The sequence below is a fragment of the Legionella massiliensis genome, from assembly GCF_000756815.1.
GTDB lineage: Bacteria > Pseudomonadota > Gammaproteobacteria > Legionellales > Legionellaceae > Tatlockia > Tatlockia massiliensis.
Window position 1 is genome coordinate 67112 of record NZ_CCVW01000004.1, and the last position, 20203, is coordinate 87314.

Genomic DNA, 20203 nt, shown 5'->3' on the forward strand with positions numbered 1-20203 from the left:
AATAGTTAATTGTTGTAGGTATTATGAACACACAGCCTAGAGTTTCTGAAAATCCAAGTATCGCCCATCATGAAATACTCAGCGAAGTTTGCACACCTTTAAAGACACTGAGAATCAATTTTTTCGGTTATACGGCACTAGATAGCGAAGGAAATGTTTTTTGTTTAGGCTCTAAACCAGATTACGCAAGGGAGTATCTTCGACGCAATCATGCACACAATGATGTTCATTACCATAATGAAAATAGGCCTAAGCAAGTTCATTATGATTTTTGGGATTACCTTGATATGACCAAAAACACCGAAGATCTTTATCATTTGGCTGCAGCCTTTGATCAGGGCCATACCCTCACTATAACTAAACATGATAACGAGCTTACTCATTGCTATCATTTTAGCGGCCGTCTAACTGATTCTAGTATAAATCAACGTTATCTTGAAAAAATGGATTCTCTTCACGCATTTATTGATTATTTCAACAATCGCTTAAAAAATATTCCAGAGTTGGCGGCGGTTTATAAACTTCCGATTAATATCGGTGATAGAGCAAAGCAACAGAGAAAAATTAATACGATCATTGATGACCCTCGAAGAATAGATTTTGAGGTAGAGGCCAAAAATAGATTACATTTCAAACATGAATCACGTTATTACCTAAATCCTAAAGAACGTGAGTGTCTCCAATGGCTTCGATTAGGAAAATCTGCCGCTCTTATTGCAGAGATTACTGAGGTTTCGCGCAAAACTATCGAACGCTATATTGAGTCCATAAAAGCAAAAAACAATTGCTACACCATGCTGCAACTCGGAGAAAAGATAGCGGCGTCTGGGTTAACCACTTTTTTAAATCTCAAAAACTGAAATGATGCAGCATTCATCCTCCCTCCCCACCCTATATGCGGTGGCGGGGGGGAGCAGCTTCCTCCCTGATTCATCCACACCAGTGTTGTACCCTCAAACCGCATTGATAAAATAAGAAATACTGCAATAATGGTGACGCTAAGCTAGAATCTATAGAAAGTGCATATAAGGATTGTTGAGCATGCAAATAATGATAAAAAGTGTAATAGCCATTCTCTTCTTTATTTTTACCCCTTTGGCTTGTGCCGCTAGTACCGACTCGGCTCCCTGGTTTTCTAAGGCTGGCAATAACCAGATTAAGCTGCGAGTTGATTTGTTTATGGCTTCAACCTGTCCCCATTGCCAACAAGCAGATGCTTTCTTTCGTGACTTGCAAGCTAAAAGACCTTGGTTAGATGTTCATCGCTATGAAATTAATCAGGATAAGCAAGCCTTGGAATATTTCCGCCAGCAATTGAATCTGTTGAAAACGGATGATTATTCTGTGCCAGCTGTCTTATTTTGTAATTCACGCTGGGTTGGTTTTGATAAGCCTGAAACAACGGGACAAGTCTTAGCAAAAAGTCTGGATTTCTGTTATCAACAAATCACTAAAACAGGTGAGTTAAAGAGCAATACAGTAAAAATCTTAACTCAATGGGCGAATGCAAGTTTTCTGGCTGGAAGTTTGACGCCTACTTCTAAGGCAATTGTTGTAATTCCCCTGATTGCATCGATGGATTCTTTAAACTCTTGTTCAATTTTCTGCTTACTCGCTTTGTTTTCTTTTCTTTGGTTATACAAAGACAAATCGATCATGTTAGGTCTGGGAATTTTGTTTATAGTTGTTGTCGCTGTTGTTCATCATTTCCAACAAAACCACGCAATCTTTTTCTATCAGGTTCTCCATAATTTACGTATCCTTGCTGCTTTGATTGGATTGGGGCTTATTGCCTATGTCTTTGTTCTCTATTCCAAAGGGGCTAATGTGCAGCCTGGGATTGTAATTCCAATTCTTGTTGGCTTAACAGCCTTAGTTATAGAGTCTTATCAGCAAGTTTGTTTACCCAATTTTGCGTTGATTTTTACTCAATGGCTTGATGCCCAGAAGCCCTCAAGTTTTGCAAAGGGAATTTATGCTATTTTTTACAGCCTGGTTTATGTCATCCCACTCATCTTATTCATGGTTCTTCTTATTTATTGCCGAGTGAAGAAGAAAATAGAAAAATGCAAGGCGGTTCTGGTTTGTATGGCTTGGTGCTTGTTGCTGATTATTGGCATCATATTAGTCATTTATCCCCGTGGTTTGTCGAACTATCTTTGTTCAGTGCTAGCCTTGCTCCTGTCTTTTGTTGCTGCCTGGCTAACAGTGAGACGAGCTCGTCGGCTTAAAAACAAGCAGGGGGCGCAATGACAGACAACAATGATAGGCTGCCGTTTTTCCCCATCGCCTATGATGTTGAAGAGGGCAAAACCTATCATTGGTGTGGTTGTGGAAAGAGCGAAAGCCAACCACTCTGCGATCGTGAGAATTGTGGCGAGTCATCTGTTGCTTATCTTGCTCCACTCACTGAAACGGTTTATTTTTGTGCCTGCAAGGAAAGCAAAGATCCCCCTTTATGTGATGGTTCTCATGCGAGATTACTGCGTGAATATATGAACCTAAAAAAACGCAGTTGAATCTACTACAAGCGACTACTGCGTCTTTTAGGTTGAAAAAGTCCAAATAAACTTGATCTAGCTTGCTTGATTTGGGATTATCACTGAATTCCGTATTACTGGTATTTCCATGAGCAAACTAATTGATATCCCAGTTGTGGTCGAAAGTGGTCATAAATACAAAACTGCCCAAGGTATTGTCGCTATCAAAGATGGGGTTAAATCCGTTGACTCATCGTCAGAGCGTTTGCCAAAGCCAAAATGGCTTCGTATTGTTAATCATACTACTCCAGCCTACAAACAAGTGAAAGAACAGGTGGTTAAACACCGTTTAGCGACTGTTTGTGAAGAAGCAAAATGCCCCAATATCGCCGAATGCTGGTCCCATGGGACGGCAACTATTATGCTAATGGGCGCTGTTTGTACCCGAGCTTGCCGTTTTTGTGCTGTTGATACCGGAAATCCTCATGGTTGGCTAGATGCTCAAGAGCCTGAAAATACAGCGAATACCGTTGCTTTAATGAATCTCGATTATGTTGTCCTAACCTCGGTGAATCGCGATGACTTGCCAGATGGTGGGGCACAACATTATGCCAATGCTATCCGTGCGATTAAAGCTCGCTGCCCAAAGACCAAGGTAGAGGCACTAACGCCTGATTTTCAAGGAGTAGAGAAAGATCTGGTCACCTTGTTAGACAGCGGAGTTGATGTTTTTGCGCAAAATGTAGAAACAGTTGAGCGTTTAACTCATCCTGTACGCGATAATCGTGCTGGCTATTGGCAAACCTTAGGTGTTTTAGCCTTTGCCAAGAAGTACCGACCAGATGTTTTGACCAAAACAAGCCTCATGCTGGGTTTGGGTGAAACTGATGAAGAAATTATTAAGACCATGGATGAACTGCGCGCACAAAATGTTGATATTTTAACCCTAGGGCAATATTTACAACCCACTAAAAATCATTTGCCTGTTGCGCGTTATGTAACCCCAGAAACTTTTACGGCGCTTCGTGAAATTGGTTTGCAGAAAGGATTTTTTGAAGTAGCGTCAGGACCATTAGTACGTTCAAGCTATCGTGCTGACAGGGTATTCAAACGAGACAATTTAGGTTTATAGCCCACAAGAAGGGTGATTCTAGAGGATTTTCTATGCGTATGATTCCAATAATTCTTTGCGGTGGTGCCGGGTCAAGACTTTGGCCTGTTTCGCGCGAATTGCACCCCAAGCCCTTTATTCATCTGGCTGATGGACAAAGTTTATTACAAAAAACCTTTTTACGTGGAGCACAATTACCAGGCGTTGAAGAAATTCTCACAGTCACTAATCGAGAATTATTTTTTAAAACTGCTGATGAGTTTCGTGAGTCTAATGAAACAGGATTAAACCTGTCTTATATTCTTGAACCCTTTGGCCGTAATACTGCAGCGGCTATTATTGCTGCAGCCTTACAAATTAATGAAAATCATGATGACGAGACACTCATGCTGGTTTTGCCTGCAGATCATCTGATTACTGACCAGCAAGCCTTTGCTAGGGCTATTGCCCAAGCAGCCGAGCTTGCGCAGCAAGGCAAGCTAGTTACCTTTGGTATTCAACCCGATAGTCCAGAAACGGGCTATGGCTATATCGAAGCGAATGGCAACGAAGTCTTGCAATTCGTAGAGAAACCCTCTCTGGAAAAAGCACAAGAGTATCTGGATTCTGGACGCTTTTTCTGGAATTCCGGTATGTTCTGCTTTAGCGTGAAAACGTTGTTGCAGGAAGTGGCGGATCATTGCCCAGATATTTTGGCTGCTACTAAAACCTGTGTCGAAGGATCTTATAAAGCATCGGGTAAAGATTTTGCCCAAATTGAACTTGAGGCAGAGCAATTTAATTTAGTTCCTGATAATTCCATTGACTATGCGCTTATTGAAAAATCAAAACATGTAGCTGTTGTTCCATGCCAAATCGGATGGAGTGATATAGGCTCATGGAATTCCTTAGGTAGCTTGATTGAGTCAGATGCCAAAGGAAACCGCATTGAAGGTGAAACCATGCTTCATGATGTAGCCAATTGCTATATCCGCGGCAAAGAGCGTTTAATCGCCGCTGTTGGTATTGAAGATCTCTTTATTATCGATACGCCTGATGCCCTTTTAGTTGCTGATAAAAAACGAGCTCAGGATATTAAATCGATTTATAGCCAGCTCAAAACACAGGGGCATGAAGCGCATAAACTGCACCGTACGGTTCATCGTCCATGGGGAACTTATACTGTGTTGGAAGAGAGCTCACGTTTCAAAATCAAGCGTATTGAAGTGAGGCCTGGTGCGAGCCTAAGTTTGCAAATGCATTATCACCGCAGTGAGCATTGGATTGTCGTGAGTGGTATGGCAAAAGTGGTGAATGGTGATAAGGAAATTTTTGTTCGTACGAATGAATCAACTTACGTCCCAGCAGGGCATAAACATCGCCTGGAAAATCCAGGTATAAAGCCCTTAGTGATGATAGAAGTGCAAAGCGGCGAATACATGGGTGAAGACGATATTGTGCGTTTTGAAGATGTTTATGGTCGGGTTTAGGCTAGCAGTCTAAGGTCATAAACAGTTCTATAGGTTTACCCCAATCTACTCCCTCACCCGCGCAAGAAATTTGAAAAGTATGATACTGTCTTTCGCGGGAGAGGGTTGGGGAGAGGGCTATGCATAGGTCTTGAAGCGTCATAATTAAGGCTTCGAGACGGCCTAAAGGCCTCCTCAGCCCGAACGGTTTTGATGTATCGCCTTTAAACTCGTAGCCCGGATTTCGCTTCGCTACATCCAGGCTACACCAAAACAATCCCTTTCTTACGCAATCTATACTGAACAACATAAGCCAAGATCAACATCATCAATCCTAAAACCAGGGTGCAACCACCTAGCAATAAATAATAATGTTGATAAATCTTTAGGCTTTGCAAAGCAGAATTAAGATTGTCTGGGATAGCAACCAAGCCAGCTAAACGCCCAGAAATAGCGTTTGACATTGAGGCTGCCAGGTACCAGACCCCCATTGCGAAAGCAATATTTTCGCTATCACAATAGAGCCCAATCATGCTTAAACCAATTGCTGAGACCCATAATTCTGCGAGGGTGATAAAGATATAACTGAGACCGATATAATTTCCATTGATATAGCCATTACTAGCCCGATTAGCTGCAAAGGCTAGCAGGATTAAGGCGCAACTAGCCAGCAAGGTTCCTGCTGCAAACTGATAGGGAATGGTGAAGCGAGGGAAAAGTCGATAAAAACGGGGAAGTTGTGTACCTATAGCAATAATTAACAGGGGATTGAGTAATTGATATTGGGCTGCTGAAATACTAAGCCCGCAAAGCTGCAGATCTGAGTTATTCTTGGCAAACAGAACCAGGGTGCTATTCATCTGATTGTAAATAATGAAAAAAACGATAGCCTCCACTATTAACAATAAGGCAACTAATTGCTTTGTACGATGAGTTCCCGACAAGCTCAAGGTTTTTTTCAGAAACCAAAAAATCCCCAAGGCACAACCCAAACCTACTATCAAAGAAGCAAGATAAACATAGCTATAAGCAAAAAGAGTAAAACAATAGATAGACAGGATATAAATGGCAAGTTGATATTTAGATTTTCGCGAGAAGGCTAATCTGTCTTTACCCCAGGCAACCTGATCGTAGAGTGAATAGCGTTTGGCAAAATTTAAAGCAGCGATTGCCTTGCCAGCAAAGGTCAGGGCTAGGACAGATAGGGGGCCATAACGGCTGTCTAGCAAAGCAGGGGCAATGAAGGTTGCCAATAATCCGCCAATATTGATAGCCATATAATAAAAGGTCATTGCCGATTTAGCCTTGATGGCATCATCGGCGTAGATATGGGAAACCATGCTCGATGCTGTCCCCATTAATAAAGAATTAGTGGCCGGAATTAAGGCATAGGCGGCAATGAATAGGGTGTCCCCATAAGAGGTTAGTGTGTAGCCGCTAAGCATAACTAGCAAGTAGGCGCTAGCAAGCATCACTGAACCTAATAAAATGGCTCGGCGTATTCCTAGTATTTTGTCTGCCATAAACCCACCTAAGACGGGCATTAGGTAACCAGTAGCTTGGCTAACTCCCATAAAGGCATAGGCTGTCTCTTGGTTGTATCCTAGCCCATGAGTGAGTAAGGGGCGTGTTAAAAAGAGAATTAAGATGGTATTCAGGGCATAAGATGAAAACTGACTCCAAAAGGTAATCAGGACAATATTATTGGTTTGTTGTTGGCGAATATCCCACTGGGGTAGGTAATTTTTAAGTCCCTGATAAGCCATTCCCTGGTCTCCAAGTTAAGGACATTTATATCTGTTCGCTCTGAGCGCCCCAGCCCCTTTTGGGCAAACATCGATAAAGACCTCGTCATCCCGGGATCTCCGGGATTAGCACAGTGCCACACTCAGGAGATGTCTCTCTACGTTCGACATGACGTACGTCTTTGGGAGCAACTTAATCCCATTTAAGGCGAATATCAGCAAAGAACTTCGAACCAGCAGCTCCTCATCCGCCCTTCGGGCACCTTCTCCCCGAGAGCGGGGAGAAAGGATTCAATTATTTTCCCTTCTCCCCTTTGGACACCTTTAAAGCTCTACTGCTTTTTTGCTAAAACAACATCAATAATATGGGTATCGTGATAGGGAAAGGTAAAAATTTGTCCAAAAAGGCGTTTTAACCGTTGTATCAAGAAATTTTTAGGTAACATTCTCATTGAGATGCTATTGAGAAACCAGGTTCCCTCTATACCAAAGAGGGCAAGTTCGTCAATATCTTGCAAGGTTACAGGAATTCTTAAGCGTTGATGTTCGACGACTGTAAATTTGTGTTGAGCAAATACTCGCATCAGTTCATCGAATCCTGAAGCAACAGTGGTATTTTTAACCATCGCTTTGTAATAATGACCGACAACAGAGCTTAGGATAGTGCCTTGGGCAATAAATTCAGCCAGATTATTTTGCGCAACAGGGAATGATTCGTAGGTTGTTGTGATTAATGAGAAATAACCATTGGCTCGTGTTAATAAATCAGCTTCATGAAAGAGTGTATGGATGGGAATATAGGCATTCACAAAATGGGCAAGCACTAAATCTTGGCTATGATGAGGCAGGTAGTGGCTGGCTTCGGTTGCGCTGGCTTCAATAGCAGTTAGCGGTAGTGCCTCGCGGGCTCGGTTCAACATTTCTTTGGAAATATCAATTCCGGTAAAATCGGCTTCTGGCATACAGGCGCTAAGTTTTGCTAAAAAAGCCCCATTACCCACACCAAAATCGAGCACTTTATAATGAGGTCTTAAGCCTAAATGCTCTTTTTTAATCTGAGCTATCGCTGCCAGATGGCTGTCGCTAATTGAGCCAAATCGATCTGCGGTAGCATAATTGCCCGCAATTTCGTTATACATGGCCTTTAAGGACATGCAACCTTCCAATTCATAAACGTTCGGACAGTATATCCCTAATTTACCCAATTATGCGAATACTCTTTGTAAGATTGATCTTTTTTGTAATAGGTCAGCCCCCACCCCAGTATTGAATTCCCGCGGCTTGACCGCGGGATCCGGTGTTTATTCTGAGTCCATAGATCCTGTGGTCAAGCCGCGGGATTTCGGGATGGGGGTGACCTATTACTCTTTTTTCAACTTTGTCGTTGAGCTCTTGCCACATGGTTTAATAAGGGTTCTGCAATTCTTGTTCTTCGGTTTCCGAAAGGACCTGCGAGGAATCGGGTTCAATGCTTATGTTTTTCATTGCCTGGTGCAGCACATTGATATCGATGGATTGAGCAAGTTTCGGATTTGCTTTGAACAGAATTTCAAGAATTTTGAGCCCTTATTAAAACGTAGAAGTAAAGAGAGCGGGGAGTAAGCCGCATCCGAACTAGCGGCTGAGGTAAGTGGTAGACAGAGTGCTTTTGCGGGTTGATTATTTTAGCAAATTCTGGATTTCTATCGAGCAGGCTATTAAGAAATTTAAGCCTGCAAGATTTGATTGTAAACCAATATAAGGGTGAAATATTATACTTATCCGTCCTGCATAAAGACTCTTGGGTGATACCTTGGGCAATGGCATCGATGCCTTGCTCCAGGCATGCAAATATTATTTGCCGTGACTTCTCATTTTCAAATAGCTTGGTAAACAAACAGAGCCCATCTTCCAGCGGGTATTGAAATAAGTATTTGTGTGCTTGGGGATTTTTAAATAAATGGATTAAATTATTCACAGTGAACTGCTTAAGTAATTTGTCAATGTATTCGTAATGTTTGTCAGATTTCTCTACTGTAGTAGCATGACTTGGACTTTGGGGCGCAGCAGCTGTTGGTTTCTTGGTTATTAGACCTTCATTGCTAGCTTGTGAATCCGCTGGTTTAGGTCGTTGAGTTGCTGCTAAAAAACGCGCGCTGAACGCTTAGTAGTAAACAACAGGCGGTCGCTGTGATTAACACGCACGCTATAGACATGATGGCCGGGCAGCTTTTCTAAATCCAAGCCTTGATAATTACCTTGCACGATTTTTTTCTATGATGTTGCTGTAATTTGCTGAGAGTCCTGCAGGATCAAAGAGACCATGCCAGTAAAAAATTTTGTTAGCTTGGGGCGTAGCCGTAGTAGTGCTGTTAAACATAATAAAGGCTCTTTAGGTTGAATAGGAAGACTTGTTTTAGTTGTTGCTTAAAATAGATTCTGATTGATATTATTTGGATCTTTATATTGAAAATTTTAACATGATGCGTTTATGTTGTTTAACCCGGCTAATTTTATTTTTTCCATAGCAGAGATTGAGAGATTTAGGATATTATCAGCAGCTGTTTTGCTGTAATAGGTCACTCCCTCTTCCGTCATCCTGAGCGTAGCGAAGGATCTCCTGAATGTGGCAGATGCTAATCCCGGAGATCTCGCTACGCTCAGGATGACAAGCCATGTTAGGGTGACGGGGCTGATCTATTATGTTTTACTCATTATCCTTAGACGGAGATATTCAAAGTGGGTTCAGAAGGACGACAACTAACAGATGAAATGAATTTAATTGAGTTTTTGCGTACGCTTTGGCAGCAAAAACGATTAATTCTGCTAACGACAATTTTATGTCTAGGTTTAGGCCTTAGCTATATTCTTCTCTCTAAACCTGTTTATGAAGCAACAGGCCATCTCAGCCCTCCTACGATAGGGGATCTTAGCGCGATTAACCAAGGGCGTTCAGCAAGTAAAAAGGCCTTATTAATGGCTTACGAGCCGCAAAATGTTTATGAAGTCTTTAGCAGGGTATTGCAAGCTGATTCGACAAAAAGGCTTTTTTTTGAGAGCGCTGTGTTACCGGCTGAGCAAATTAAAGAATCAACCTCTTCTGAAGCAAAGCTCTGGGCAAGCTTTTCTAGTTCCCTGACTGTCAAAGCAGTTAATGCCTTGATTCTGAGTGATAAATTCAAACCGGCTGATTATATTGTTTCTTACCGAGGGACTTCGCCTAAGCAGGATGCAGATTTTGTGCAAGGTTATATTGAGTTTGCCAGGGAAAAGGCGGTTGATGAGTTTTGGCTGGAGCTTAATCAACAGCGGGACAGCTTGCTTGAGCGATTGCAGGCTAAAATTAATTCAATAAGGAATGTTGCTAATAATCAACGACTTGATCGTATTGAGCAATTGCAGGAAGCAGTCAAAGTTGCTCAGGCAGTTGATATGAACCATGCTGCAAACGGTCTAATCACCGATGCCTCAGTCATCAACAATCCCAGTATGATGTATCTACGCGGCACTAAAGCCTTGCAGGCAGAGATTGATAATTTATCAAGCAGAAAATCCTCGGATGCCTTTGTGGCGAAAAGCCTAAAATTGCGCGAAACCCAGGGTTTGTATGATTTTTACAAGAATATCGTTTTTAACAAAGGTGATCTTAGAATGTTCAGGATGGATAGTGAGGTGATGGTGCCAGATTTTCGCGTTGCGCCGCGCAAAAAACTCATACTTTTGCTGTCGATCTTTGCTGGTATCTTTTTAGGTGTTAGCTTGGCTATTTTACGAAAGCCTCTTGCGTTAATTGTGCGTTAAGCGATTGATCGATTTATAGGAGTAGAAGTGTGAAATTGGTACAAACAGCTATCCCTGACGGTGTTATTGTTGAACCTACAGTGTCTAGCCCAAGCCCAAAGGTAGAACAGGTTGAGCTGCAGGTTATGGGGGATTCACGGGGTAGTCTGATACCGGTTGAGATGGGCACTAACATCCCCTTTGAGTTAAAACGAGTTTATTACATCTTCAATACGAAGGACGGGGTAAGCCGTGGCTTTCATGCCCACCGGGAATCGCAACGGCTTGTTGTCTGTGTTTCTGGAAAGTGTCGAATGGTTCTTGACGATGGAAAAACAAGACAAGAACTCTGGATGGATTCAGCAGAAAAGGGAGTTTTGGTAAGCAATCTGATTTGGCTAGAACTACATGAGTTTTCGCCTGATTGTGTCTTTATAGTCTTTGCCAGCGACTATTATAGAGAAAGCGATTATATCCGCGATTACCAGCAATTTCTAAAGGAGGCAAGGGGTGACTAAAGACAAAAAGCTAGTGATTGTGGGGGCTGGTGAAATGGCAATGATTGCCTATGAATATTTTACCCATGACTCAAGCTATGAGGTAGTTGGTTTTTCGGTAGAACGAGATTATTTGCAGGAAAGCAGTCTTTATGACAAACCCATAGTCGCCTTTGATGAACTTAACGAACACTTCCCGGCAGCAACACATGATGCCTTTGTCGCCATTCCGGCTTCACAACTAAACCGATTGCGAACTCGCCTCTATCTGGCTGTAAAAGCAAAGGGTTATCGCTGCGCAACCTATATCAGTTCTCGCGCCTTTGTTTGGCACAATGCCGAGATAGGCGAAAATTGTTTTATTTTTGAAAACAATACTGTGCAGCCCTTCGTCAAAATAGGGAATAACGTCATTTTATGGAGCGGCAACCATATTGGCCATCGCTCAATTATCGGCGACAACAGCTTTTTATCCTCCCATGTTGTCGTTTCTGGTTATTGCCGGATTGGTGATTCCTGTTTTCTTGGCGTCAATTCAACGCTTAATGATCATGTTGAAATTCCGCGTGATTGTATTATTGCCTCCGGTGCTCTGCTGTCTAAAAGTGTGCAGGCACCCGAAAAAATCTATTATGGCTCTCCGGCTAAAGAAATGCCCAAAAAGAGCGCATTTAGCGTGCAATTTTAGGAACGGTAAGATGCGATGGAGAAAGTTAGGTCAAATATTTCAGCAAGACGGAGCGCAGAGTTGGCGGGCAAATTCGGCGCTGACACCGACTCCCGTGTTGCTCAATGAAGAAACAATCCGGGTCTATGCTGGCTTTCGTGATCAGGAAGGCATCAGTCGTATAGGCTATGTCGATCTGGACTCAGCAAATCCTTCCATCGTTAAGGCTGTTGCTAAGGAACCAGTGTTGGATATTGGCAGGCCAGGTTGCTTTGATGACAATGGTGTCATTCTAGGGGATATCATCAATCATAATGGCTGCTGGCGCATGTATTATGTCGGTTTCCAATTGGTAAAACGGGCGAAATTTCTCGCCTTTACAGGTGTTGCAGAAAGCAAGGATCAGGGCGAAAGTTTTACTCGCCTTAGCGAAGCGCCAGTCTTAGACAGAGCAGCCGGTGCGACAACCATTCGCGCAATTCATAGTGCCCGCTATGAGCAAGGCCGCTGGAGAATCTGGTATGCGGCTGGTAATGATTGGCAAGATATCAAGGGAACAGCTTATCCTCGATACAATATTTGGTACACGGAATCGCAGGATGGCCTTTGTTTTAACCAAGCGAGCTCACTCTGTATCGATGTGCAAGACGAGGAGTATCGTATTGGTCGCCCCTCTGTTTATCACCATGAGGGCCTTTATTATATGTTTTATACCCGAGGAAGCACCTCAGGCGAGGACTATTATCCTGGCCTAGCCCTCTCCACTGACGGTTGTAACTGGCAAAGGCAGGATGGCGATTTTGGTTTGCCTCTATCAAGCACAGGCTTCGATTCTATTCATTTATGTTATCCAAGGCTGCTTGCCGTTCAGAATAAAACCTACTGTGTTTATAACGGCAATAATATGGGCGCTGAGGGTTTTGGTCTCGCGGAGCTTTTAGAATGGTAGTTGCCAGGGTTTATAAAGCAGAGGATAAGTCCAGCTGGGATCGCTTCGTTGCCCAATGCAAGGCTCCGCTCTTTTTTTTCCAGCGGGATTATCTTGAATACCATGCTCACCGTTTTTCTGATGCTTCCTTACTGTTTTATCAGGACGAGGTCTTGCTAGCTGTTTTTCCTGCCAGTCGTGAAGGTGAGGTTTTAAGTTCCCATGGCGGCCTGACCTATGGCGGTCTTTTACTGTCTGAGCGGGTTCGCTCGGAAACGGTGATAACTATTATCAAAGTTTTGGCAGAAAAAGTGTATGAGCTTGGCTGTAAAAAAATCATTTATAAGGCAATTCCTTATTTATTTTATACCCAGGGAAGCCAGGAAGATTTATATGCCCTGGTGAATCATCTGGACGCTAAAATTTTTCGTCGTGATTTATCCTCAGTGATCTATCTCAATAATCGCCTGAAGTTGTCTAAGGGGCGAAAATGGCTGATTAGCAGAGCCCAAAAGCTAGGCCTTAAGGTGAGTCGATCAAGCGATTGGTCGGCCTTTCACCGTTTACTGGCAAGCGTATTGTTGCGACATGGTGCTCAGCCTGTACATTCAGTCTCTGAGCTTGAAACCTTAGCTGCCTTGTTTCCTGATAACATCAGGTTAATGGTAGTTGAACAAGAGGGAGTGATAGAGGCTGCTGCTCTGCTTTTCCACTTTCACGCCACCGTACACACCCAATATCTTGCTACTTCTGAGACGGGGAAAGACCTCGGGGCTTTGGATTTTCTGATTGAAAGCTGCATTGCTGAGGCAAAAAGCCAGGGCTACAGTTATTTTAGTTTTGGGATCTCGACAGAGCAGCAGGGCAGGGTATTAAATACTGGCTTGGTTGCCCAAAAAGAAAATTTTGGTGCCCGAGGTGTAGTCCTTGATTTTTATGAGATTGAATTAGATGGTCAGCTTTCTTGATTTAAAGGCAGTTAATCAATTAGAGGCAGAGGCTTTGAAAGAGGCCTGTGCGCGAGTTATTGATTCTGGCTGGTATCTCTGTGGCGAAGAGCTTGCAGCCTTTGAGCAGAACTTTGCTGCCTACTGCGGTACCGACTATGCAATTGGCGTGGCTAATGGTCTGGATGCCTTGAGCCTGACCCTGAGAGCTTGGAAAGAACTTGGCAGGCTTAAAGAGGGCGATGAGGTGATAGTTCCGGCCAATACTTATATTGCCTCAATCTTAGCTATTACGGAAAACCGTTTGCAACCTGTCTTTGTTGAGCCTGATGAACAAAGTTATAACCTTAGTCCTGCCGGCGTAGAAACAGCAATAACTAAGCGGACTAAGGCTATTATGCCCGTACATCTTTATGGTTGTTTGAGCGAAATGCCTGCGTTAATGGCTATTGCTAAGCAGCATCGATTACTGGTTTTAGAGGATTCTGCCCAAGCGCATGGCGCATGCCTTGCAAGAAAAAAGGCCGGTAGTTGGGGGGATGCTTCGGGTTTCAGTTTCTACCCCGGCAAAAATCTGGGCGCGCTTGGCGATGCCGGTTGTATCACTACTAATGATGAAGAACTGGCTTCAACCTTAGGCGCCTTGCGCAATTATGGTTCCCATGAAAAATACCAAAACCGCTATCAAGGTTTGAATAGCCGTCTGGACGAAATTCAGGCAGCAATGCTTTCTGTCAAACTTGCCTATCTCGATAATTACACTGAACAGCGCCGCAAGATAGCGCAACTGTACCTGGACGGTATTCGCAATCCGCTTTTGACCCTGCCACAGCAAGGGCAGGCGGGGCAGCATGTTTGGCATCTTTTTGTGTTGCGCTGCCCAGTGCGCGATGCCTTACAACAACATTTAAAAGAAGCTGGCATCCAAACACTGATTCATTATCCTATTCCTGCGCATAAGCAGGAGGCTTATAAGGAGTACAATCATCTATCCCTGCCGCTGACCGAACGCTTGCATCAAGAGGTTTTGAGTTTGCCAATGGGACCGACGCTGACCTGTGCTGAGGCAGAGCAAGTTATTGCTGCCTGTAATCAATTTAGAGACCCAGGAAAATGACCCTAATTAGAACCAGCCTGCTGAATGGAATAGCTGTTTTTGTAAGGATCCTTACTCTCCTAGGCATCAATAAGTTGCTGGCTATCTATGTTGGCCCTGTTGGCTATGCTGCTCTGGGGCAGTTTCAAAACGCAATAACCATGATTACAACCTTTGCTAGCGGGGCGATTAATACTGGAGTCACAAAATATACAGCAGAATATTTTGAGGACGAAACACGTCAACGTGCTGTTTGGCAAACAGCGGGTTCTATCGCTTTATTGGGTTCTCTGCTCACTGCTTTGTTGATTATTGTTTATCGTAAAATTCTCGCAGGCTGGTTTTTAAACAACGAAGCCTATGCTTCAGTCTTTCTCTGGTTTGCAGTCTCGCTAGTCTTTTTTGTCTTTAATGCCCTGTTACTCGCTATTCTCAACGGCAAAAAAGAAATTGGCTCCTATGTCTGCGCAAATATTGCTGGCAGTCTCTTTGCGCTGCTAATCACAACTATTTTAGTCCTGCAAAGCGGCCTCTATGGCGCTTTAGTCGCCCTGGCGATCTTTCAATCGCTGGCCTTTTTTGTCAGCCTCTTTTTATGTTATCGCTGCCCTTGGTTTAAATTGGTATATCTCTTTGGCCGTTTCGACAGGGCAATTGCCAGAAAATTGCTGGCTTATACCCTGATGGCGGTATCAACAGCGGTTTGCGTCCCAATTAGTCATATTTTTATACGCAGCCATTTGGGTGCGACCCTCGGTTGGGATGCTGCTGGTTATTGGGAGGCAATGTGGCGTCTGAGTGCAGCCTATCTCATGTTAGTGACCACCACGCTAAGCGTTTATTATCTGCCAAGAATTTCTGAGTTAAAAACAACAGCCGAATTAAAAAAGGAAATTCTGCAGGGCTATAAGCTTATTTTACCGCTGGCTATCTGCTGTGGGGGTCTTATCTATCTGCTGCGCGATTTTGTGATCAACCTGCTGTTCAATAAGGACTTTTATGCTGTACGAGAGTTATTTCTCGGCCAGGTTATCGGCGATATCTTGAAAATCGGCAGCTGGATTCTGGCCTTCACTATGCTGGGTAAGGCAATGACTAAGGCCTTTATTCTTACCGAAATCCTGTTTTCCGCTAGTTTTTATGGTCTAGTTGTTTTAATGACAGATCGTTATGGCTTGGAAGGTGTTTCCTGGGCTTATGCAATGAATTATCTTTTGTATTGGATAACAATGTACTTTCTGATTTTTGGGAAAGGCTTATCTCGTTTGCGCGAGGCAAAATTTGAGTTAACATAGCTGATTTCCAGTTGCCAGTACCTAGAGTGATATCTTATTTAATCCCCAGCTACAATCATGCGCAATTTCTTCCGGCTCTATTGCAAAATATCAGCTTAGATATTCAATCTTTAACCATAGCTGCTGAAGTCATTATTATTGATGACGGTTCCTCAGATAATTCTGCTGCGCTCATTAAGGCTTGGACTGAACAAGAAGCCTCAAAGTTTAAGATTAGCTGCTTTTATCAGAAGAATAGAGGGCTGACTGCAACGCTAAACCAGCTGATTTCCAGGGCTGAAGGCTCGTATTTAAGACTTTGTGCTTCAGATGATATTGTCTTGCCTGGTTCTAGCCAACGGCTTTATGAGCAATTTTTATCTAATCCTCAGCTTGTTTGTGTTTTGGCGGATGCTAGGGTTATCGATGAGCAGGAGAGGGTGCTTGATGAGAGTTCAATCGCCTTTCATGGGGGAAGGGTTCAATCTTTGCTTAATCCCGCTTCTCTCACAAAGGAATTGATCCAACACTGGTGCGTTGCGGGTCCAAGCCATCTCATAAAGAAAAGTCATTATGAGCGAATGCTCTATAATGAATCATCAAAAATTGATGACTATGACTTATTTTTATCCTTATTAGAAAGTCCGGGCAAACTGACTTTTATTAATGAAAAGGCCTGTTTATATAGGGTGCATAAAACAAATACCTCTAAATCTAAAAACAGGAAAAAACGAATTGAAAATATAGGGTCTTTTCTGGATATTATTAACAAGTATCTTGATAGGCCAATATTAGCCAAGTACTTAACCTCAGTTAAATACCTGAGCAAAGCTAAGATTTATTATTTGCAAAGGCAGTATTTTCGTTGCCTCTTTTCGATGGGGATATCAATGTTTTTTAAAATAAAAAGTGAGTTGAAATTTTGAATAAATTGATTAACTCAATGTCGTTTTATTTCTTATTTCCAGCCTATGTTGCCCTTGCATTATTATTTGGTTTTTTTCATGTGCCAGAGGGCTATTATCCTAGTCTTTTAAGTTTTTATTCCGTTATTACCCTACCCATTTTGCTTATAACAACCATGCTTCCATTGAGGATGAAACTGGGTTCTTATTACCAATTAATGGCTGCAAAACCGCACTATCGCTTCGTGATTCTTTCAGCTTGCTTCTTCATAGTTATTTGTGGTCCTTTGGATATCTATGTGAATGGTTTTAAATTACTTGCTCCTGATACCTATGCTGATATTTTTGGTGTTGGGCGATATATTCGGCATGTCACTATTCTCTGTTGGCTTTTTGTGCCGGTGTCTTTTCTTTTTGTTCGCTCATTCTTGATGAAATCCCTCTTCATCGGTTATGCACTTTTATTTCCAATTTTAATTATCGATCGCAATCGCTTTATTTTATCCTGTTATTCCTTATTTCTTTGTACCATGCTTGCTAAATCTAATTCGACAGAAAATTCGAAGTTTAAAAGCGATTTTTTAATTTTCTTTATCCCGATACTTTGTCTTTTAATTTTTTCTATAGTAGGTCATTTTCGTACGGGCTCAGAGTTTGTTGTTCCTTCATCAGGTGGCTTTTTAAAATCAGAGTATTTTCCCTTAAAAGATTCATTTAGCACTTTACCAAGACTTTTACAGCAGGTGGTTTTATATATAACTACGCCAATCTTTAATTTGGCGACAATTTCTTCCCTTGATTTTATTAATCAGGATTTTCTATTAAGTCAGTTTTCACCCTTTAGCCGAGAGAGTTTTGATGCTTACCCCTATGCACCAGTATTAGTGCCCAGATTTAATGTGGGTACAGAGTTTTATCCCTTTTTATTGTACAAAGGGCTGGGTTTGGTTGTTTTTGCCTTTATAGGCATGTTGCTAAGTTTTATCATTTCCTTTCTTTTATTTAAGAGATCACCTAATATTTTCACTTTTTTGATTTTTATAAGAATCTCTTACAATGCGCTATTTATGGGATTCGCGCCGCAATTTTATATTTTATTAAATCTGATGTTTATTATTTTGATGTTAGTGTTGTGGTTTTTTGCGGAGCTTATAAGAGCATCCAAGCTAATTGAGGAGCTGCAGGATTGAGTGTTCATTTAGACTTACAAGTACCCAAATGTGCCGTTCTGATGGCTGTATATAGCGGCATGCCTTATCTTGAGGAGCAGGTACAAACTATTCTTCAGCAGCAGGATGTTGATGTTAAAATTTTTGTCAGTATTGAGCTTTCAAGCGACGAAAGTGAGGTATGGCTTAAGGAACTGGCAGCTCGTGAGCCTCGAGTTAAGGTTCTAACTGCAGGTGAGCACTTTGGTGGTGCTGCCCGAAATTTTTTCCGTTTAATACGTGATGTTGATTTCTCTCAATTTGACTTTGTTGCTTTTTCAGACCAAGACGATTGTTGGTTTCCTGACAAACTTGCCCGAGCTGCTAAGCGTTTGTCCGGTTCAGATTATGCGGGATATTCCTCTAATGTAATCGCATTTTGGCCTGATCAAAAACGTTTATTAATTAATAAATCTCAGCCACAACGTTCTTGGGATTATGTATTTGAAGCCGCAGGGCCGGGTTGCACCTATGTAATGACTGTAAAGCTTATGGCGGTCATCAAGGCTCGTATGCTTGAAGTCTGGGATAGGCTTCAAGAAGTCAGTTTGCATGATTGGTTTTGTTATGCTTTTGCCCGTGCTAATCACTTTAAATGGTTTATTGATCCAGAACCCTCCATGCTTTACCGCCAGCATAATAAAAATCAAGTCGGTGTTAATTTAGGAATCAAGGCTTATCTGAACCGGTTTCGTAAAATCAAAAACGGTTGGTGGTTAACTCAGGCTCTTTTGATTGCCGAGCTTGTTGGTATTAGCCATAGCTCCTTTATCCAACTTTGGTCCAAGTTAGGAACAAAGCAATTATTGCATTTGTCTATCTATACCTTCCAATGCCGCCGTCGTTTGCGTGAGCAGATTATTTTCTTGTTCGTCTGTATTAGTCTTGCTATGACTGGTGGCCAACAGTTGCATAGAAAAAGAATTGAGCATTTGCTTAATGTTGAAGGTGAATGAGGGACCTCTCTCTACGCTTTGGCGAATCTATGTTAGTATAGCGGCACTATTTAAAAATGAGTTGCTGATTTAATGAAGATCTTGCATGTCTATAAGACCTTTCTGAATGATAATTTTGGAGGCGTTGAGCAAGTTATTGCACAGATTGCTTGTAACCCAAAGACAGATTTTCAGCATACGATTTTATCTATTTCGCAAAATCCACAGCCCCGTGAAGTTGACTATTTTGGTTGTAAAAATATTCGCTACAAAGAAAATTTCAATATTGCATCCAATGGCATTTCCTTTTCCCTACTTCGCGACTTTCGTAAAATCGCTAAACAAGCAGATATTATTCATTATCATTTTCCCTGGCCTTTTGCTGATATTTTGCATTTGCTATGGCAGATAAAAAAACCATCAATTATCACCTATCATTCGGATATCGTTCGCCAAAAGAAACTGCTCTTTTTCTATCGTCCGCTAATGAATCTATTTTTAAATTCAATAGATAAAATAGTTGCGACCTCACCCAATTATTTCAAAACAAGCCCTGTGTTGCAGAAGTATCATAAAAAGGTTGCTGTGGTGCCTATAGGATTAAACAAAGCAAGTTACCCCCTAGCGACGAATGAGCGTGAGGCACAGTGGCGAAAATTATATGGCGATAAGTTCTTTCTTTTTGTAGGTGTCATGCGTTATTACAAAGGATTACATATTCTATTAAAGGCGGCTGAAAATACCTCTTTTCCCATTTTAATTGTTGGCTCAGGACCTATTGAGGATGAGTTAAAAGAGCAGGCAATGGCTTTAAATTTAACAAACGTTCATTTTTTAGGAAGGCTAAGTGAAGAAGATAAAATTGCGCTTTTGCAGTTAGCATTGGGAATCATTTTTCCATCTCATTTACGTTCAGAGGCCTTTGGTGTTTCCTTGCTTGAAGGTGCAATGTTTAGTAAGCCTTTGATTTCTACTGAAATAGGAACAGGAACTAGTTATATCAATGTTGATGGTAAAACAGGGATTGTTGTGCCGCCGAATGATCCTCAAGCACTTCGTGAGGCAATGCAATTCCTTTGGGATAATCCTGAGAAATGCTCAGAAATGGGAGAGCAAGCTGCTGCACGCTATTGGGAGCTGTTTACTGCGGACTCAATGGTCATGGAATATGAGAAACTTTATCGTGCCCTTGTGAATTGATTA

General features: G+C 42.1%; 19 protein-coding genes. 16 read left to right on the forward strand and 3 right to left on the reverse strand.

Going from position 1 to position 20203, the window contains the following annotated elements:
- The first annotated feature begins 23 nt into the window (after nt 1-23).
- The 5 genes from BN1094_RS15090 to BN1094_RS15110 all read left to right on the forward strand — a co-directional run bounded on the left by BN1094_RS15090 (nt 24) and on the right by BN1094_RS15110 (nt 5060).
- Nucleotides 24-860 (forward strand): helix-turn-helix transcriptional regulator, encoded by an 837-nt coding sequence (locus BN1094_RS15090; RefSeq protein ID WP_044011984.1) that lies wholly within the window; start codon nt 24-26, stop codon nt 858-860.
- Nucleotides 861-1041: 181 nt separating this feature from the next.
- Nucleotides 1042-2253, forward strand: a complete 1212-nt coding sequence (locus BN1094_RS15095; RefSeq protein ID WP_052403330.1) for a glutaredoxin family protein — start codon at nt 1042-1044, stop codon at nt 2251-2253.
- Nucleotides 2250-2519 (forward strand): CDGSH iron-sulfur domain-containing protein, encoded by a 270-nt coding sequence (locus BN1094_RS15100; RefSeq protein WP_044011985.1) that lies wholly within the window; start codon nt 2250-2252, stop codon nt 2517-2519. The genes BN1094_RS15095 and BN1094_RS15100 overlap by 4 nt, the downstream gene beginning before the upstream one ends.
- Before the next feature lie 109 nt (nt 2520-2628).
- A complete protein-coding gene (lipA, locus tag BN1094_RS15105; RefSeq protein ID WP_044011986.1) occupies nt 2629-3612 on the forward strand; it encodes a lipoyl synthase in 984 nt (327 codons plus the stop codon).
- A gap of 32 nt (nt 3613-3644) precedes the next feature.
- Nucleotides 3645-5060, forward strand: a complete 1416-nt coding sequence (locus BN1094_RS15110) for a mannose-1-phosphate guanylyltransferase/mannose-6-phosphate isomerase (protein ID WP_044011987.1) — start codon at nt 3645-3647, stop codon at nt 5058-5060.
- A gap of 242 nt (nt 5061-5302) precedes the next feature.
- On the opposite strand, the gene BN1094_RS15115 is transcribed toward BN1094_RS15110, so the two are convergent.
- The 3 genes from BN1094_RS15115 to BN1094_RS19700 all read right to left on the reverse strand — a co-directional run bounded on the left by BN1094_RS15115 (nt 5303) and on the right by BN1094_RS19700 (nt 8741).
- Nucleotides 5303-6805 carry a peptide MFS transporter gene (locus tag BN1094_RS15115; protein WP_044011988.1) on the reverse strand — a complete coding sequence of 501 codons (1503 nt, stop codon included), beginning with the start codon at nt 6803-6805 and terminating at the stop codon, nt 5303-5305.
- Between the two features lie 311 nt (nt 6806-7116).
- Entirely contained in the window at nt 7117-7938 is an 822-nt protein-coding gene (locus tag BN1094_RS15120; protein ID WP_044011989.1) for a class I SAM-dependent methyltransferase, read from the reverse strand.
- 395 nt (nt 7939-8333) lie between these two features.
- Nucleotides 8334-8741, reverse strand: coding sequence for a hypothetical protein (locus BN1094_RS19700; protein ID WP_044011990.1), 408 nt, complete (start codon nt 8739-8741; stop codon nt 8334-8336).
- Nucleotides 8742-9502: 761 nt separating this feature from the next.
- On the opposite strand from BN1094_RS19700, the gene BN1094_RS15130 reads away from it, so the two are divergent.
- The 11 genes from BN1094_RS15130 (at nt 9503) to BN1094_RS15180 (ending at nt 20200) form a co-directional block, all read left to right on the forward strand.
- Nucleotides 9503-10564, forward strand: coding sequence for an LPS O-antigen chain length determinant protein WzzB (locus tag BN1094_RS15130; RefSeq protein ID WP_044011991.1), 1062 nt, complete (start codon nt 9503-9505; stop codon nt 10562-10564).
- A 29-nt stretch (nt 10565-10593) separates the two neighbouring features.
- Entirely contained in the window at nt 10594-11061 is a 468-nt protein-coding gene (locus BN1094_RS15135) for a sugar 3,4-ketoisomerase (protein WP_218054621.1), read from the forward strand.
- Nucleotides 11054-11728 carry an acetyltransferase gene (locus BN1094_RS15140; protein ID WP_081935176.1) on the forward strand — a complete coding sequence of 225 codons (675 nt, stop codon included), beginning with the start codon at nt 11054-11056 and terminating at the stop codon, nt 11726-11728. Before BN1094_RS15135 ends, BN1094_RS15140 begins: the two co-directional genes overlap by 8 nt.
- A gap of 10 nt (nt 11729-11738) precedes the next feature.
- On the forward strand, nt 11739-12656 hold the full coding sequence (locus BN1094_RS15145; protein ID WP_044011992.1) for a glycoside hydrolase family protein: 918 nt from the start codon (nt 11739-11741) through the stop codon (nt 12654-12656).
- Nucleotides 12650-13603 carry a GNAT family N-acetyltransferase gene (locus tag BN1094_RS15150; RefSeq protein ID WP_044011993.1) on the forward strand — a complete coding sequence of 318 codons (954 nt, stop codon included), beginning with the start codon at nt 12650-12652 and terminating at the stop codon, nt 13601-13603. The genes BN1094_RS15145 and BN1094_RS15150 overlap by 7 nt, the downstream gene beginning before the upstream one ends.
- Nucleotides 13587-14699: a DegT/DnrJ/EryC1/StrS family aminotransferase gene (locus tag BN1094_RS15155; RefSeq protein WP_044011994.1), complete on the forward strand. Its 1113-nt coding sequence runs from the start codon at nt 13587-13589 to the stop codon at nt 14697-14699. Before BN1094_RS15150 ends, BN1094_RS15155 begins: the two co-directional genes overlap by 17 nt.
- Complete coding sequence (locus tag BN1094_RS15160; RefSeq protein ID WP_044011995.1) at nt 14696-15973, forward strand: O-antigen translocase; 1278 nt, start codon at nt 14696-14698, stop codon at nt 15971-15973. Before BN1094_RS15155 ends, BN1094_RS15160 begins: the two co-directional genes overlap by 4 nt.
- Nucleotides 15974-15999: 26 nt before the next feature.
- A complete protein-coding gene (locus BN1094_RS15165; RefSeq protein WP_044011996.1) occupies nt 16000-16878 on the forward strand; it encodes a glycosyltransferase family 2 protein in 879 nt (292 codons plus the stop codon).
- Entirely contained in the window at nt 16875-18047 is a 1173-nt protein-coding gene (locus tag BN1094_RS15170; protein WP_141650497.1) for a hypothetical protein, read from the forward strand. The genes BN1094_RS15165 and BN1094_RS15170 overlap by 4 nt, the downstream gene beginning before the upstream one ends.
- Complete coding sequence (locus BN1094_RS15175) at nt 18044-19021, forward strand: glycosyltransferase (RefSeq protein ID WP_218054622.1); 978 nt, start codon at nt 18044-18046, stop codon at nt 19019-19021. Before BN1094_RS15170 ends, BN1094_RS15175 begins: the two co-directional genes overlap by 4 nt.
- Nucleotides 19022-19093: 72 nt before the next feature.
- Nucleotides 19094-20200 (forward strand): glycosyltransferase family 4 protein, encoded by a 1107-nt coding sequence (locus tag BN1094_RS15180; RefSeq protein WP_044011998.1) that lies wholly within the window; start codon nt 19094-19096, stop codon nt 20198-20200.
- Nucleotides 20201-20203 lie beyond the last annotated feature (3 nt).